The 15,615-nt window shown below is 61.9% G+C and carries 13 protein-coding genes; 7 read left to right on the top strand and 6 right to left on the bottom strand.

Translation table 11 applies throughout. The features are described from left to right. Nucleotides 1–110 precede the first annotated feature (110 nt). Nucleotides 111–461: a hypothetical protein gene (locus K3175_RS05350; RefSeq protein ID WP_221542284.1), complete on the top strand. Its 351-nt coding sequence runs from the start codon at nucleotides 111–113 to the stop codon at nucleotides 459–461. Next, the gene (locus K3175_RS14380) at nucleotides 395–622 is read left to right on the top strand and encodes a DUF5110 domain-containing protein (RefSeq protein ID WP_425594826.1); all 228 of its coding nucleotides are present in this window, start codon (nucleotides 395–397) and stop codon (nucleotides 620–622) included. The genes K3175_RS05350 and K3175_RS14380 overlap by 67 nt, the downstream gene beginning before the upstream one ends. 30 nt (nucleotides 623–652) lie before the next feature. Here the strand turns inward: K3175_RS14380 and K3175_RS05340 are convergent, their stop codons facing one another. After that, entirely contained in the window at nucleotides 653–1,210 is a 558-nt protein-coding gene (locus K3175_RS05340; RefSeq protein WP_221542283.1) for a TetR/AcrR family transcriptional regulator, read from the bottom strand. A gap of 114 nt (nucleotides 1,211–1,324) precedes the next feature. Between K3175_RS05340 and K3175_RS05335 the strand changes: the two genes are divergently transcribed. From K3175_RS05335 to K3175_RS05325, 3 genes are read left to right on the top strand one after another with little or no spacing between them, the layout of a single operon-like run. Then, nucleotides 1,325–2,488 (top strand): efflux RND transporter periplasmic adaptor subunit, encoded by a 1,164-nt coding sequence (locus K3175_RS05335; RefSeq protein ID WP_247710658.1) that lies wholly within the window; start codon nucleotides 1,325–1,327, stop codon nucleotides 2,486–2,488. Continuing rightward, nucleotides 2,489–5,701: an efflux RND transporter permease subunit gene (locus K3175_RS05330; protein ID WP_221542282.1), complete on the top strand. Its 3,213-nt coding sequence runs from the start codon at nucleotides 2,489–2,491 to the stop codon at nucleotides 5,699–5,701. It begins immediately after the preceding gene. Continuing rightward, on the top strand, nucleotides 5,698–7,107 hold the full coding sequence (locus K3175_RS05325; RefSeq protein ID WP_221542281.1) for an efflux transporter outer membrane subunit: 1,410 nt from the start codon (nucleotides 5,698–5,700) through the stop codon (nucleotides 7,105–7,107). Before K3175_RS05330 ends, K3175_RS05325 begins: the two co-directional genes overlap by 4 nt. Before the next feature lie 37 nt (nucleotides 7,108–7,144). On the opposite strand, the gene K3175_RS05320 is transcribed toward K3175_RS05325, so the two are convergent. Both K3175_RS05320 and K3175_RS05315 read right to left on the bottom strand, forming a co-directional pair. Further along, the gene (locus K3175_RS05320; RefSeq protein ID WP_221542280.1) at nucleotides 7,145–7,888 is read right to left on the bottom strand and encodes a molybdopterin-binding protein; all 744 of its coding nucleotides are present in this window, start codon (nucleotides 7,886–7,888) and stop codon (nucleotides 7,145–7,147) included. Then, nucleotides 7,875–8,570 (bottom strand): cytochrome b/b6 domain-containing protein, encoded by a 696-nt coding sequence (locus tag K3175_RS05315; protein ID WP_221542279.1) that lies wholly within the window; start codon nucleotides 8,568–8,570, stop codon nucleotides 7,875–7,877. The genes K3175_RS05320 and K3175_RS05315 overlap by 14 nt, the downstream gene beginning before the upstream one ends. Nucleotides 8,571–8,763: 193 nt before the next feature. On the opposite strand from K3175_RS05315, the gene K3175_RS05310 reads away from it, so the two are divergent. Beyond that, entirely contained in the window at nucleotides 8,764–9,999 is a 1,236-nt protein-coding gene (locus K3175_RS05310; RefSeq protein WP_221542278.1) for an MFS transporter, read from the top strand. A 75-nt stretch (nucleotides 10,000–10,074) separates the two neighbouring features. Next, a complete protein-coding gene (locus K3175_RS05305; RefSeq protein WP_221542277.1) occupies nucleotides 10,075–10,968 on the top strand; it encodes an HpcH/HpaI aldolase/citrate lyase family protein in 894 nt (297 codons plus the stop codon). On the opposite strand, the gene K3175_RS05300 is transcribed toward K3175_RS05305, so the two are convergent. The 3 genes from K3175_RS05300 to K3175_RS05290 form a co-directional block, all read right to left on the bottom strand. Then, the gene (locus K3175_RS05300) at nucleotides 10,965–11,699 is read right to left on the bottom strand and encodes a 3'(2'),5'-bisphosphate nucleotidase CysQ (protein WP_282098240.1); all 735 of its coding nucleotides are present in this window, start codon (nucleotides 11,697–11,699) and stop codon (nucleotides 10,965–10,967) included. The genes K3175_RS05305 and K3175_RS05300 overlap by 4 nt on opposite strands. 90 nt (nucleotides 11,700–11,789) lie before the next feature. Further along, the gene (locus K3175_RS05295; RefSeq protein ID WP_221542275.1) at nucleotides 11,790–13,088 is read right to left on the bottom strand and encodes a sugar MFS transporter; all 1,299 of its coding nucleotides are present in this window, start codon (nucleotides 13,086–13,088) and stop codon (nucleotides 11,790–11,792) included. Nucleotides 13,089–13,196: 108 nt separating this feature from the next. Further along, nucleotides 13,197–15,605 carry a glycoside hydrolase family 3 protein gene (locus K3175_RS05290; RefSeq protein WP_247710657.1) on the bottom strand — a complete coding sequence of 803 codons (2,409 nt, stop codon included), beginning with the start codon at nucleotides 15,603–15,605 and terminating at the stop codon, nucleotides 13,197–13,199. Between the last annotated feature and the right edge of the window lie 10 nt (nucleotides 15,606–15,615).

Raw genomic sequence — 15,615 nt, 5'->3', positions numbered from 1 at the left:
TCCGGTAGCTCGTCAGGCTCATAACCTGAAGGTCGTTGGTTCAAATCCAACCCCCGCAACCAAACATTACACCAAAATCACAACACTATACGGTGGCTTAAAGGCCACAAATGGCAATCAGCCAGCGGTGCGCGGTCTACCTCCCATTGCGAGCGCAGTGGGTGGATGCCAGTAACGGGCAGAGCCTGGAGGGCGGGCAGACAATCGTGGCGAAGGCGCCGCTGGAGCGGATGCCCTTATTCGTACGCGCCAGTTCCATCGTGCCCAGTGGCCCGGCGATCCCGTCGACTGCGCAGGACACCGGGGGCGAGTTGACCGTTCATGTCTTCGGCGGCTCCGATGGCAGCTTCACCCTTTACGAGGATGAAGGGATTACGAGGATGAAGGGACCGACATGTGTTATGAAAGAGGCGAGTTCTCCCGTATTCCAATGGCATGGGACGAGGTTAGCAGAATTCTGACGATCGGCGCGCGGGCAGGGACTTATCCCGGAATGCATTCTGAGCGGCAGATCGGTATCGTTCTCCACAATGGAAATGGCGCTTCGCCGGTATTCTCAGAAGAGCCTGTCAGGACGCTGACCTTTGATGGCGCAGAACTGCGTGTTTCGTTGCCATTATAGGCTGACAATGGTGCTTCCGAGGGCCTGACGCTATTCGGTAACGGCGAGGAGGCAGGCCTTCATTGTGCCCACCACGGTCTCCAATTGAGCCTGGCTGGTGGAACTTAGCTTCATACCCACGAACGCCAGGTGCAGCATCTCGCCGATCCCCTTCGCTGTCATGCCCCGGGAACTGAGCTGTCTTTCATACGGGCTGAAAAACTCGCAAAGATTTGTCGCGGCTTCCTGATGGATGTCTGCAATCCGCTCGCGCATCGTAGTGTCGATCTCGAGTTCCAGCTCGTCGGCATGAGGCATGGCCTGCATGGATTCCCAAGATCTCACCACAAGGCGATCAAGAAGAATCGCAATCCGTTCTTCGCGATTTTCGACTTGATCGACCGCTTCGCTGATCTCGTTCCACTTATGCCAAAAATGATAGCGGATAACACCGTGCAACAACTCTTCCCTGTTAGGAAAGATATTGTAAACAGTCTGACGTGAAACGCCGGCAGCTTGCGCAATATCGTTCATCGTGGCGCGGCGTATTCCATAGCGGCTAATCACTTCGTAGCCCGCCTCCGCGATCATGCATGCCCGTTCTTCCATAACAATCTTTTCTACAAATGATGCAAAAATGTCAATTTACAGTTGTACTAAAATTGTCAAAAGGCCGATCCATATGAATGGCGGGTGAAACCGTGGGATTTTCCGCAAGGATATATGATGCAGCTTTTTCGAACTTTCCTGTTTTTGGTTCTCGGGGCCTTGGTCGCGGCATGTTCCTCAGCCGAAGCTCCGCCGCAGGATCAGGCTATTCCTGTGCGCACGGTGACCGTCGGAAAGACCAGTCTGGATAATGTCATTGAACTCCCCGGCCGGGTGGAACCGGTTCGTGTGGCCGAAGTCAGGGCACGCGTAACCGGCATCGTTCAGGACCGCATGTATGAAGAAGGTACCGATGTCGGCAAAGGGCAGGCGCTCTTTCGCATCGATCCTGCCGAACTTCGGGCGAGCTATGCGCAGACGCAGGCAAGCCTCGAGCGGGCTCGGGCGACGGCCGCCAATGCCAATGCGGTGGTAAAGCGCTACCGGCCGCTTCTGGAAGAAAACGCCATCAGCGGGCAGGAGTTTGACGCTGCACAGGCCGCTGCACGCGAAGCCAATGCGAATGTGGCCCAGATCCAGGCGCAGCTGCGAGCGGCCTCGCTTCAGCTCGGCTATACCACTGTCCGTGCCCCGATTTCGGGTCGTGCGGGCCGTGCCGCGGTCACCGAAGGCGCGCTCGTGTCGCAGCCCGAAGGCACGCTGATGACGCGGATCGAACAGATTTCGCCAATTTATGTATCCTTCGCACAGTCGGCGACGGAGGTGCTCAAAATTCGGCGGGCCATAGCCGATGGACAGCTCGACCTATCCCCCGGCGATGCAGTGGAGGTTCGCCTGCTGTTTGCGGACGGCACCGAATATGATTTGCCTGGCGTGATCGAATTTCTCGACTTCTCTGTCGACGAGTCAACCGGCACCGTGCAGCTGCGCGCCGAATTCCCCAATCCCGACGGGCTTCTGCTGTCTGGCGAGTTCGTCAACGCCCGGATCTATGCCGGCAAGGTCAGCGACGTCGTTGCCATTCCGCAGCGCGCGATCACCGTCACGGATGGCGGCGGAACCGTGATGGTCGTCGACAAGGAAGGCAAGGCGGCGCCTCGCCCGGTCAAGCTCGGCCAATTGATTGGCGACGACTGGGTGGTTGAAAGCGGGCTCAATCCTGGGGACCAGGTTATCGTGTCCAACCTTCAGAAACTGCAGCCGGGAATGCCGGTAAAGGTCGCGAACACGCGGACCGGCCAGCAGGCGCCCGCCAAACCCGCAGCAAAGGCCAAGTAAATGGCGCGCTTTTTTATCGATCGCCCCATCTTCGCATGGGTGATTTCGCTCGGCATCTTGCTTTCGGGCTTCATTGCTCTGCGCGCGCTGCCCATCGAACAATATCCCGAAGTCGCGCCGCCTTCGCTGGCAATCAATGTCGTCTATCCGGGGGCCGATGCCGAGACGCTCGAACAGAACGTGACGCAGGTGATCGAGCAGCAGCTGAATGGGGTGGAGGGCTTCCTCTACATGTCCTCATCCAGTCGCTCGAACGGTTCGGCAGCGATTACGCTGACCTTCGAAGCCGGGACCGACATCGATATCGCGCAAACCGAAGTCCAGAACCGGCTGAGCACCGTCGAAGCGCGCCTGCCCGAGGAAGTCCGCCGCCAAGGTATTACGGTGCGCCAGGCCAATGCCGGCTTCCTGCTTATCGTGGCACTGACTTCCAAATCGGGTAATCTCGATACTACCGATCTCGGCAACATCGCATCGACCCAGGTGGTCGACGAATTGCGCCGCGTAGCCGGTGTAGGTGACGTGACGCTGTTCGGCTCCGAATATGCCATGCGCATCTGGCTCGATCCGGAAAAGCTTGCATCCTACAATCTTTCGCCAAGCGCGGTCGTGGCGGCCATTCGTGAACAGAATGCGCAGACCGCAGGTGGCTCGATCGGCGCACTTCCGCTTCAGGAAGGGCAGGAAATCACCGCGACGATCACGACCGAAAACCGTTTCGCGACCGAAGACGAGTTCCGCCGCATCATCCTGCGGACCGACGAAGGCGGTGCCAGTGTTCGCCTTGGCGATGTGGCCCGGGTCGAAATCGGGGCGCAAAGCTATGCCACCTCAACCACGCTGAACGGCCAGCCCATGGCCGGAATGGCAATCCAGCTAGCTACCGGCGCCAACGCCCTCTCGACGGCAGAAGGCGTCAAGGAACGGATGGAGGAAATCGGAGCGGGCCTGCCGCAGGATGTCGCTTGGTCCGTTCCCTACGACACTACTCCCTTTGTCGAAATTTCGGTCGAAGAGGTCGTCAAAACGCTGGTCGAGGCGATGGTCCTCGTGTTCCTTGTGATGTTCCTGTTCCTCCAGAACTGGCGCGCAACTCTCATTCCCACTCTGGTGGTGCCTATTGCACTTGCCGGCGCATGTCTCGGCCTGTGGCTGTTCGGCTTCTCGATCAATGTGCTTTCGCTGTTCGGAATGGTTCTGGCGATCGGTATCCTGGTCGATGACGCGATTGTCGTTATCGAGAATGTGGAGCGGATCATGCGCGAAGAGGGCCTTGGCCCGCTACAGGCCACCCGCAAGGCCATGGATCAGATTACCGGTGCCATCATCGGTATCACGCTTGTCCTGATCGCGGTCTTCATCCCCATGGCGTTCTTCCCGGGCTCGACTGGCGGCATCTACCGCCAGTTCTCGGTTACACTGGCCATTTCGATCTTCTTCTCCGCCGTGCTTGCGCTGTCGCTTACGCCAGCCCTCTGCGCGACATTCCTGCGGAAGGAAGACGTGCAGGGACATGACGAAGAAGCGCCTTCAGATGATGAAGCCTACAGGCCTGTGCCGGACGGATGGCGCGGCACGGTCGAGAAGGGGCGCCGTTCAATGGGCCGCTTCTTCGGACGCTTCAATCGTTGGTTCGGGCGAATGACCGATCGATATGGCAAGACGAACGAGCGGATCCTTAATCGGCCGATGCGCGGCTTTGCCGTATTCCTTTTGCTTGCCGGCCTTACCGGCCTGCTCTTCTTCCGCCTGCCAGGCGGGTTCCTTCCCACCGAAGACCAGGGCTATGTCATCTCCGTCGTCCAGTCACCGGCCGGTTCGACGCGTGAACGATTGGATGAGGCGCTGGCACCGGTCGAGGAATTCTGGGCGGCCCAGGAAGAAGTCGAGGATCGCGTTGTGGTCAGGGGCTTCAGCTTCTTCGGCCAAGGACAAAATCACGCCATCATTTTCACCCCGCTCGAAGATTGGGGTGAACGAAGCGGCGATGGAAGCTCGGCAGAAGGTCTCGTCGGGCGCGCCATGGGCACGTTCATGGGGCTCGACAATGCCCTTGCCTTCGCGATCCAGCCCCCGGCCATCCAGTCGCTTGGACAGGCCAGCGGTTTCACCATGAAGCTGCAGGACCGTGCTGGGCTGGGGCGCGAAGCGCTCTCTGCCGCTCGCGATCAGCTGCTTGGCATGGCGATGCAAAGTCCGACTCTGGCCAATATCCGCCCCGAAGACGAGGCACCTGCCCCCCAGCTCCATGTCGAAGTTGACCGGGTAAACGCCCGGGCGATGGGCCTGTCGATGACTGACGTAAACAATGCACTGTCGATCAATTTCGGGTCTGCCTATGCGAACGACTTCAACCGGCAGGGGCGCGTTCTTCAGGTCCTCGTTCAGGCGGATGCACCGCACCGGATGACGCCAGAGGATGTTCTTTCCCTCCGCATTCCCAACGCGCAAGGTGCGCTGGTGCCATTCAGTGCGTTCGCCACGGCGGAATGGACCGCCGGTCCGCCCGCAGTTGCACGTTACAACGGCTATCCTGCGATGACGCTGTCGGGCACAGCTGCACCGGGCCAATCCTCGGGTGCCGCGATTGCCGAGATGGAACAGCTTGCAAGCCAGCTTCCCGAAGGGATCGGCTTCGAATGGACCGGCATCAGCTATGAAGAAAAGCAGGCCGGCGGCCAGATCGGCCTCCTGCTCGGCCTGTCCACTGTCATCGTCTTCCTTGTGCTTGCAGCGCTTTACGAAAGCTGGGTGGTTCCACTTTCCGTTTTGCTGATCGTGCCGATGGGTGTCCTGGGTGCCGTGGTATTCACCATGCTGCGCGGATTGTCGGCCGATATCTACTTCAACGTGGGTCTCATCACGATCATCGGTCTTGCTGCCAAGAATGCGATCCTGATCGTCGAATTCGCGATCGAGGAAGAAGCCGAAGGCAAGAGCCCGATGGAGGCGGTGAAGGCTGCGGCACGGCTGCGGCTGAGGCCAATCATCATGACTTCGCTTGCCTTCATCCTGGGCATGGTGCCGCTGGTCCTGTCTTCGGGGGCAGGCGCTGCCAGCCGGATCGCGGTGGGGACGGGCGTGATGGGAGGCATGATTGCCGCGACGGCGATCGGCATCTTCATCATCCCGCTGCTTTATCTTCTGGTGCGGACCAGGCTGGGCGGCCGCAAGCCAACGCCTACCGGCCACCTCGAAGGAGAAACCGAATGAGACGCCTGTTAACCGTCAGCCTGTCGGCCCTGGTTCTCTCGGGATGCGTCAACATGGCGCCCGATCATGGGCGTCCCGAGCTTGCCACGCTTCCAACCTATGATGCCGATTACCGACCCGACGGAACGGTCGTGGCGAGCACTCTGTCTTATGGGGAATGGTTTGCCGATCAACGGCTGGTTGCGTTGATCGAGACTGCGGCCGCCAACAATCGAGATCTCGTTGCGGCGACAGCGCGGATCGAACAGGCCCGTGCGCAGTACCGGATCGAGGACAGCCGCCGTTTGCCGACCGCTGTAGCAAACGCCTCCGCCACGCGGTCCCGCACTCCGGTGGGCACGGTTCAGCCGGGTGCCGACGGATCGATAACCAGCGATCGTTTCAACGTCGGCGTAGGCGTCTCGGCTTTCGAACTGGATTTCTGGGGCAGGGTAGCCAATCTCTCCGAAGCAGCGCGTGCGCAATATCTGGCGGTCGAAGCCAATCAGCGTGCCTTCTATCTGTCGCTCATTGCCGATACCGCATCGACCTATTTCGAACTGCTCGAAACGGAAGCTCAGATCCGTCTGGCGCAGGCGACGCTGGAAAGCAGGCAGGAAGGATTGCGCATCGCTCAGCGTCGTCTCGATGCCGGTGTGACTTCGGCCCTGCCTTTCAGACAGGCGGAAACGCTTCTGACGACTGCGGAGCAGCAGCTGGCCGCAGAACGACTCGCCGAAGCACGACTGCGGAACCAGCTGGCCGTTCTGGTCGGCGGTGCGATCCCGGCGAACCTCCCGCAATCTCTGCCGATGACGGCGCAGAACAATGGCATGACGCTTGATGCCGGAACGCCGTCAGATCTTCTGCTCGTCCGTCCCGACATCCAGGCAGCCGAAGAGCAATTGCGCGCCGCGCGGGCGAATATCGGCGCGGCACGGGCAGCTTTCTTCCCCACGATTTCCCTCACCGGTAATGCAGGTCTCGCATCCAGCGATCTGGGGGATCTGTTCGGCTCGGACGGATTTTCCTGGTCTTTCGGCCCCTCGATCTCGCTTCCCATCTTCGACTGGGGCGCGCGCGAAGCCAATCTCGATCTTGCCAAGGCCCGCGAGGTCGAACAGATCGCGATCTATGACAAGACGGTCCAGACCGCGTTTCGCGAGGTCTCCAACGGGCTTGCCGGGAGGCGCTGGCTGGCGGAACAGGTGACGGCGCTGGAGAAGGGCGTTGCAGCGCAGGAGCGGCTCGCCCGGCTGGCGCGTCTCAGGTACCGTGAGGGCGTAGCCGATTACCTCGAAGTGCTGGATGCGGAACGCAATCTGTTCTCAGCCCAGCAGCAATTGCTGACCACCCGTCGGGCCTATCTCCAGAATGGCACGACGCTGTTCGTGGCGCTGGGCGGCGGACTGGGAGGGGGGCGCTAGGCTTCGGCTTGGCGTACCACTGCGAGCATTGATGCGATCAGATGCCGGCGTACCATTGGTAGCCGGCACGATCCTCCCAATAGCCGCCCTTGCCTTCGCCGATCCCATCGAGGCTTTCGACCAGTTCGATCCCCGTCAGATATTTCGCGTGCTTGTACCCTAACTGGCGTTCGAGCCGCAGCCGCACCGGTGCACCGTTGCGTTCGGGCAGCGGCTCTCCATTAAGCTGGTGAGCGAGAATTGTCTGGGGATGTAAGGCATCGTCCAGATCGCAGCTTTCGTAATAATCGCCTCCATTCAGATTGTCGGCGCAGCGAAAGACTGCGAACCGCGCCTCAGGCCGCACGCCAGCCGCATCGAGAATCGTCGACAGCTGCGGGCCCGTCCATTCGCCGATGGCGCTCCACCCTTCCACGCAATCGTGGCGGGTGATCTGCGTGCGCTGCGGCAGGCCGCGCAGGTTTTCCATCGAGAGCTCAAGCGGGTGCTCGACCAGGCCCGAGACCGTGACGGTCCAATTGGCGAAGCCATCTTCCATGGCGGCGCGATAGGTCCCGGTGTCGATACTTTGCGTACCATTACCGCGAAAGAAGGGTGAGATTGCGGAGCGGCTGAACTCGGGCGCCATGGCAATCCGGCCGCCGCCCAGCGCCCGGTGCAGTCCCCGGTGCCAGTTTTGCGCCCTGTCCACGACTTTGCCGAACCAGCTGCTGTCTCCGACGGCATCGCATCCCGCGACGACGCTTGCCCCCAGGACGACGAGAAAGTTACGCCTGCGCATCGGCGCCTCCGCTTGTGTCCAGGCGGCCGCCGAACAGCATGCCGCGCAGCTGGGTGATCGGACCTGCAAGCAGGACCAACACCACGTGGAGAATAAGAAAGGCTGCGAGAGCGAAAGCGCTCAGGAAATGGATCGAGCGTGCGCTTTGCCGGCCGCCGAACATCTCGGTGAGCCACGGCCATGCGGCTTCCATCCCCGGGCTCATTGCCATGCCGGTGAAGATCATCGCTGGCAGCAGGATGAAGATCACCAGCGCATAGGTCAGCTTCTGCAGCACGTTGTATTTGCCACTGCCGTGCTCGAAATCGAGCCGCAGATGCGCCTTCACATCGCGCCAGATGCTCTGCGGCCGCCATTCCGCCGCGCGTAGCAGCAGATCGCGCCTGATGTGACCGTTGATCAGGGCAATCACCATGAAGGCCAGGAGGCCGAAGGCGAAGAGCAGCGAGAACACCACATGCCAGTCACGCGCCGCGGCCAGGCTGTAATAGCTCGGGATGGTGATCCAGCCGGGAAAGTCCGGCAGCGACAGCCACGCTTCGGACGGCAGGAACCCCCGATCACCCCAATACAGGCGAGGGTGGGCGTTCGATATATTGAGGCCGCTCATGAACAGCACGACAAGGCACAGGGCGTTGATCCAGTGCCAGAGACGTGTGGAGAGGGCGTGGCGCTTCTTCAATGACGATCCCCTTTGATGACCGGCCTATACCGCAGCCGATGAAGCCAGCGCAACGGCGGGTATTTTCCATCAAACAAATGCGCATTCATCCGCAACCTTGGATGGGCCGCAGCCTCGCGGAAGGTTGCGTGAGTCACCTTCGCAGAGCAGACTTCGCTTGAAGCGGATAGCGCGCAGGAATACGGGCGATTCGATGCTTTCCTCAGCCTACCCCGTACGCGCGCTTCTGACTGCGATCTTCGTCCTCATGGCGGGTAGTGGATTTCTGTCCACGCTGATTGCGATCCGGCTGGAACTGGCAGGCGCTTCGGCTGGTGTTATCGGCCTTGTCGGTACCAGCTATTTCGGCGGACTGATGCTAGGATCGCTCCGCGTCCAGAAGGTTATCGAACGAACCGGCCACATCCGCGCCTTTGCCGCTTTCGTGACGATCTATTCGGCAAGCAGCCTGACCTATGCCATTTTCGAATCTTCGGCTGTCTGGACAGTTCTGCGATTTATCGACGGGCTGGCCATGGCAGGTGTCTTCGTGTGCCTTGAAAGTTGGCTCAACCAGCAGGCAAGCCCCAAGAATCGCAGCGCCATACTCGCGGCTTACATGATCGCACTCTATTGCGGACAGGCGGCAGGCCAGTTCCTGCTCAATCTCGGCGACGAGGCTCCGGATCTGCCCTTCATGCTTTCCGCGATCCTGCTGTCGATCGCGCTGCTTCCTGTCCTCCTCACGCGCATGGATCAGCCGGTCATTGAGACAGTTGCGCCCTTTTCCTTGCGCCGCCTTTACAAGGTCTCTCCGCTCGGCATCGTCGGCACGCTCGTAACGGGAGCCATTCTGGGGGCATTCTACGCGCTGGGCGCGGTCTATATCCAGCGGATCGGAATGGGATTGTCGCAGGTGGCGCTGTTCACCTCATGCGTCATTGCTGGCGGGGTCGCTCTGCAATATCCGCTCGGACTGCTTTCGGATCGGTTCGACCGGCGTCTGATTGTGATCGCGAGCTTCCTGGCGACTTTCGCCGTATCGCTGCCCATTTTCCTGATGGAGCTCGCCCCTGTGGCGGTGATCGGGCTGGGCAGCCTTTTCGGCGGCTTCGCCTTTGCCCTCTATCCGCTCTGCGTGGCGCATTCGAACGACCATTTGTCAGAGGAGGAGCGGATCGGAGCAAGCAGCGGCCTTGTCCTCACCTATTCGGCAGGCGCGGTTGCCGGGCCCATGTTGGGCTCGATCGGCATGGGCGCTCTGGGCCCTGGCGGGCTTTTCGCCGTGACGGGCGGGCTTGCGATACTCGGCGGGCTGTTCGGCATTTGGCGGACCTTTGCCCGGCCTTCGGTCCCGGCCGAGGATCAGCAGGCGTTCCAGAGCCTACCGCGTACCACCGCCATGGCCGCCATATTCGAAGCAGCGGACGAGCAGCAGCCTGACAGCTGATCGCCCCCGTCTTGACTTGCACGGTCGGTGCAGGCTCATGGCTGGCAAACGACAGACCACAAGCGAGATTCATCCGTGACGACTTCTCCCAGCCTTCCGCCCCGGCATCGCAGCTGGCTGTTCGCCCCCGGCGACAGCGAGAAGAAAATGACGAAGGCGGCGCAGGGCGAAGCCGATATCGTCATCTTCGATCTTGAAGACGCGGTGGCGGAAGAGGCAAAACCGGCCGCGCGCGAGGGGATCGCCGCATTTCTCGCCGCGCGTGATGACAGCGAAAGGGCCAGACTATGGGTCCGGGTGAACCCGCTCGACGGACCGCACACGGCGGATGACCTGGCTGCCATCATGCACGCCCGTCCCGGCGGGATCATGCTGCCCAAGGCGAGAGGGCGCCATGATGTGGAAGAACTCGACCGCCTTCTCACCCCGCTGGAAATGGAGCTTGGAATTGCGCCTGGCTCGACGCCGGTCATTGCGCTGGTCACCGAGACTGCCGCTGCAATGTTCACCACGGGCGATTACGCCGGTGCGCCGCGCCTCGCCGCGATGACCTGGGGGGCGGAAGACCTGGCCGATTCAATCGGCGCGATGTCCAATCGGCTGGACAATGGCGAATATGCCTTCACCTATGAACTGGCCCGCAGCTTGACCCTGCTTGGCGCGGCAGCAGCCAGTGTGCCCGCTATCGAGACGATCGACGGCGATTTTCGCAATCTGGAAGGTCTGAAAGCCCGCGCGGAAAAGGTTCGGCGCGACGGCTATCGCGGGATGCTGGCGATCCACCCGGCGCAGGTGCCGGTGATCAATGAAGCATTCAGCCCGGGCGAGGACGAAATCGCCGAAGCCCGTGAAATCGTGGCGTTGTTCGAAGCCAATCCGCAGGCCGGGACCATCGGCCATAACGGCAAGATGCTGGACCGCCCCCACCTCAGCCGGGCGCGGCAGCTTCTGGCACAGGTGGATGGCTAGGCGCTGAGCTTGCCGACTTCGGCGAGAACGCGCTCGCTCCACTCTGGGCGGCAAATGAGCAGGTCCGGCATGTAGGTGTCCTGCTGGTTATAGATCAGCGGGCTGCCATCGATCCGGCTGGCATGGAGTCCGTGCGCCAGCGCGACCGCGACGGGGGCAGCGCTGTCCCATTCGTATTGCCCGCCGGTGTGCAGGTAGATTTCCGCTTCGCCCCTGACCACGGCCATGGCCTTGGCTCCGGCCGAACCCATTGGAAATAGTTCTGCGCCGATCGTATCAGCCACAGCCACGGCTTCGCTGGCGGGCCGCGTGCGGCTCACCAGCATGCGCGGGGTTTTCGCGGCCGGGGGTAGGGCACCGGGCGTATCGCTGCGGAGCACTTCCCCCAGGCCGGGCAGGGCCACCGCGCCCGTCTCCGGCCTGCCATCGACGCACAGTGCCACATGCACGGCCCAGTCGCTGCGTTCTTCGCCAAATTCACGGGTGCCGTCTACAGGGTCGACGATCCACACACGTTTTTTGGAGAGGCGTTCGGCTGTGTCCTTGCTTTCTTCCGAAAGAAGGCCGTCATCGGGGCGCTGGGCGCGAACTGCGTGGCAGAGGAACTGATTGGCGGTCTGGTCGCCCGCTTTGCCGAGGCTCTTGCCCTCGAACATGCCGCTCGCACGGACTTCCAGCAGGATCCGGCCAGCGACCTGAGCGAGATGGGCAGCGAGTTCGGCGTCGGTCATTGGGTTCTCGCGGATTTCTAAAGCAGTGGGGGTTCGCATGGCAGACCTGCGCCGCCTTGCGAACCCCCACGGTGTTTAGAAATTCTGCAGTCAGGCGACGGCAGGTTTTCTCGCAAAGATGCCGAAGCCGGCGATGATCGCATAGCAGATGATCGGCAGGATCAATGCGAAGGCGAGGCTGCCGCTCGTGTCCGCCAGTACGCCGAACAGCAACGGGACCACTGCGCCGCCGAAGATGGCGACGTTGATGATGCCCGAACCGTCTGCCGCCCGCGGCCCAAGCTTTTCGCAGGCGAGCGAGAAGATGGTGGGGAACATGATCGAGTTCATCAGGCCCACGGCGAGCAAGCTGTACGCTGCGAGTTCGCCGCTGCTGAGAGCGCTGATGATGATCAGGAGGATCGAACCGGTCGCGTTGAAGGCAAGGATCTTGCCCGGCGAGAAGATGCGCAGGAAATACGAACCGATGAAGCGGCCAACCATGGCTCCGCCCCAGTAAAGCCCGATCATCCACCCGATCACGCTTTCCGGCTGGCCCAGCACGCGGTCCTGCGCAAGGTAGTTGATGATGATCGAACCGATGGAAACTTCGGCACCGACGTAGACAAAGATGCACAGGGCGCCGTACCCGAAGCGGCTGCGCTTCAGCAGGTCGAATCCCGCAAGGCCGGAAGACGCTTCATGCTTTTCGCCTTGAAGGCGATTACGGAAGAGCCATACGGCGAGCGCAACGAGGGCAATGAGGCAGGCGACGCCGAGATAACCCTGCCAGATCGCTTCGCTTTCAGCCTGCCGGTAGGCGGTCAGTTCGGCACCGGATAGCTGGTCGGCGCTGACATTGGCGAGGCTGCCGAGAATGACGATCGAGCCGACAATCGGAAAGACGGTCGTGCCAAGCGAATTGAACGCCTGCGCGAAGGTCAGGCGGCTGTGCGCGGTCCGCTGCGGGCCGAGCAGGGAGATTAGCGGGTTGGCGACGACCTGCACGATCACCACGCCGCTCGCGAGAACGAACAGGGCGAACAGGAAGATACCGTAGGTCGCCGTCTGGCTGGCCGGAATGAACAGCAGGCAGCCGACCATCATGGTCAGGAGGCCTGCCACCGCGCCGCGCATGTATCCCAGTCGCTTGACCAGTTTCGCACCCGGAATGCCGATCACGAGATAGGCCGTAAAGAAGCAGAACTGCACCAGCATGGCCTGCGTGTAGTTGAGCGTGAACAGTTCTTTCAGCTTCGGAATGATCACGTCGTTGAGCGACGTGATGCCGCCGAAGATGAAGAACAGGCCGAAGACGAAGTAATTCAGGCCGGGTGCGTGAATTCCCGTATCGTCGGCGTCGATGGGCGCCGGGTCGGTGCTCGACGCGACATCTGGTGCGAGTGCCATTCAGTATTCCTCCCAAGTGCCGACGAACTTCACGAACCGGCGTTGATCTTGCGTCACGCTATGTGCCAGCCTTTTCGGGCAGCACAAAGCGAATACGATTTCGCGCGCTCAGAACGAGCAGGCCGTTCCTTCGGCAACATCTTCGCGCACCACGCTGGCGATGCGGAAAGTGACCTCGGCTTCGGTTTCGAACCGGATGCGGTTGCCAAGTCCGGGCGCGCACTGATCGGTGATCAGCATTTCGCGCCAGCCCTTGCCATGCGCCACCGCGAAGGGCTGGGTCAGGTCGACCAACGCGTCTTCGCCTACACGCAGCTTGATCGGAGCGGTCGGCCGCGTGACCACTTCGTAGGTGATGCGATAGGCGCCGCCGGTATCGGGCGTCTGCGACAGGCCGAAACGCGAGTTGGCACGCATGGTGATCTCGCGCGCATCTTCCTGTGCATTGCGGTCGTAACCGCGAACCAGAACGCCGGAATCGGTGAGATCGCCCCGCATCTGGGCGAGATATTCGCCCACGCCTTCGACATTCGGTTTGACCGCAAATGCGACTACGCCATCGGCCAGGCGGCCGGATTCGAACAGGGCGCGTGACGGACCTTCGAGCAGCGGGGCGCAGTTTTCGTCGAGCTGCGGAGTGGGTGAGGTGTCGGTCAGCGCGCGGCCGTATCCGACGGCAAACAGAGCACCCTTGGGGCCGTTGAGCGGACCGGCATCGCAGGTGGCGGGCCAGCTGAAGCCGAGTTTTCCGGTGGCGGGCATCGCGCCGGTCAGGACATCCGCCACGCCTGCGCCTTCGCTACCCGGGAGCCAGGATGCAACGAAAGCATCGGCCAGGTTCATTTCGCGGTTTACCCACATCGGGCGGCCCGAGAGGAACACGGCGACCGTGGGCACGCCTTCCGCCTTGAACTTGCGGAGCAGGGTCAGCCCTTCCTCGTCGGTGAAGCCGAGGTGCTTGCGGTCGCCCGCGAACTCCGCATAGGGCTCCTCGCCGAAGACGACCACGGCCACATCGGGTTTGGCCGAGTAGGTGCCATCGGCCGACAACGTGGCCTTGCCGCCGCTTTCCTTTGCCGCGGTTTCCAGCCCCTTCCAGATCGAGGTCGCGCCCGGGAAATAGCTGTTGTCGAGATCGCCGCCACCCTGCCAGGTCAGCGTCCAACCGCCCGCGGCCTGCGCGATATCGTCAGCCGCGCTGCCTGCAACGAGGATGTTCGCTCCGGACTTCAGCGGCAGTACGCCGTTGTTCTTGAGCAGCACCTGAGATTTTGCGACCGCCTCGCGCGCGATGGCGCGGTGTTCGGGTGAACCGAGCAGATCGTACTGGCCCGCATTGGGGCGGCCTGACGGCTGAACGAATTCATCCAGCAGCCCGGCGCGGTATTTCACGCGCAGCACCCGGCTCACGGCTTCGTCGAGGCGGGGCATTGGGATCGTGCCGTCCTTGACCTGCGCAACGGTGGTCTCGAGCAGGCCCTTCCAGTCGTCGGGCACCATGTAGATGTCGAGCCCGGCGAGCAGCGATTGCGGACAGTCGGTATTGGTGCAGCCCGCGACCTGGCCGTGGCCGTTCCAGTCGCCGACGACGAGGCCATCGAAGCCCAGTTCATTGCGCAGCACGCCGGTCAGCAGCGCCTCATTGCCGTGCATCTTGCGGCCGTTGATCGAGTTGAAGCTGGCCATAACCGCTTCCACCCCGGCGCCGATCGCGGCGGGGTACGGGGCAGCGTGGATCTTCTTCAGCTTCTCGATATCGCCTGTGACCTCGCCTTGGTCGACGCCCTGATCGGTCCCGCCGTCACCGAAGAAGTGCTTGGCGGTAGCGATGACATGCCCCGCGCCCAGGCGGTTGGGATCGCCCTTGCGGCCCTGCAGCCCTTCGACCAGCGCGGCGCCCAGTGGGGCGACGATTTTCGGATCCTCGGAATAGCTCTCATAGGTGCGGCCCCACCGGTCGTCCTGTGCCACGGCGATGGTGGGCGAGAAATTCCAGTCGATCCCGGTCACTTCGATCTCGGTCGCGGTCGCTTCGCCGATGCGGCGCACGAGGTCGGCATCGCGCGTGGCGCCAAGGCCGATGTTGTGGGGGAAGATCGTCGCCTTCATCACATTGGTATGGCCATGCACGGCATCGGTGCCCCACATGGTGGGGACGGTCGGCTGACCATCGGCCTGCGGCGCGATCGAGGCGAGATACATCTCGTCGGCGAGCTTCAGCCATTCGCTGGCTTCGGCATATTCATCGCCGTAAGGGCCGCCATTGCCGCCGTTGAGATAGCTGCCGAAACGGTAGCGGCGCATGTCTTCGGCGGTGAAGCTGTTGATCTGCGGCTGGATCAGCTGGGCGACCTTGCGCTCCACACTCATGCGGGCGAGCAGGTCGGCGACGCGGGCATCTTCGGCGGCGCGTGCGGTACTGGCGGCAGGTGTCTCCATATCGCCCGGAACGTTGGTGCACCCGGCAAGTGTGATTGCCGCGGCCGTGGCCATCCAAAACGCTTTCATATCGATCATCCCTCTCCGC

The organism is Qipengyuania aestuarii (assembly GCF_019711535.1).
Classification (GTDB): domain Bacteria; phylum Pseudomonadota; class Alphaproteobacteria; order Sphingomonadales; family Sphingomonadaceae; genus Qipengyuania; species Qipengyuania aestuarii.
Note: the sequence above shows the minus strand (reverse complement) of the source record. Positions and strands in the feature narration are given on the sequence as shown.

Excerpts from the sequence above, each read along its gene's own strand:
- K3175_RS05330 (WP_221542282.1), top strand. The coding sequence starts at position 2,489 with ATGGCGCGCTTTTTTATCGATCGCCCCATCTTCGCATGGGTGATTTCG.
- K3175_RS05310 (WP_221542278.1), top strand. The coding sequence starts at position 8,764 with ATGCTTTCCTCAGCCTACCCCGTACGCGCGCTTCTGACTGCGATCTTC.
- K3175_RS05335 (WP_247710658.1), top strand. The coding sequence starts at position 1,325 with ATGATGCAGCTTTTTCGAACTTTCCTGTTTTTGGTTCTCGGGGCCTTG.
- K3175_RS05350 (WP_221542284.1), top strand. The coding sequence starts at position 111 with ATGGCAATCAGCCAGCGGTGCGCGGTCTACCTCCCATTGCGAGCGCAG.
- K3175_RS05320 (WP_221542280.1), bottom strand. The coding sequence starts at position 7,888 with ATGCGCAGGCGTAACTTTCTCGTCGTCCTGGGGGCAAGCGTCGTCGCG.
- K3175_RS05325 (WP_221542281.1), top strand. The coding sequence starts at position 5,698 with ATGAGACGCCTGTTAACCGTCAGCCTGTCGGCCCTGGTTCTCTCGGGA.
- K3175_RS05295 (WP_221542275.1), bottom strand. The coding sequence starts at position 13,088 with ATGGCACTCGCACCAGATGTCGCGTCGAGCACCGACCCGGCGCCCATC.
- K3175_RS05340 (WP_221542283.1), bottom strand. The coding sequence starts at position 1,210 with ATGGAAGAACGGGCATGCATGATCGCGGAGGCGGGCTACGAAGTGATT.
- K3175_RS05290 (WP_247710657.1), bottom strand. The coding sequence starts at position 15,605 with ATGATCGATATGAAAGCGTTTTGGATGGCCACGGCCGCGGCAATCACA.
- K3175_RS05300 (WP_282098240.1), bottom strand. The coding sequence starts at position 11,699 with ATGACCGACGCCGAACTCGCTGCCCATCTCGCTCAGGTCGCTGGCCGG.
- K3175_RS14380 (WP_425594826.1), top strand. The coding sequence starts at position 395 with ATGTGTTATGAAAGAGGCGAGTTCTCCCGTATTCCAATGGCATGGGAC.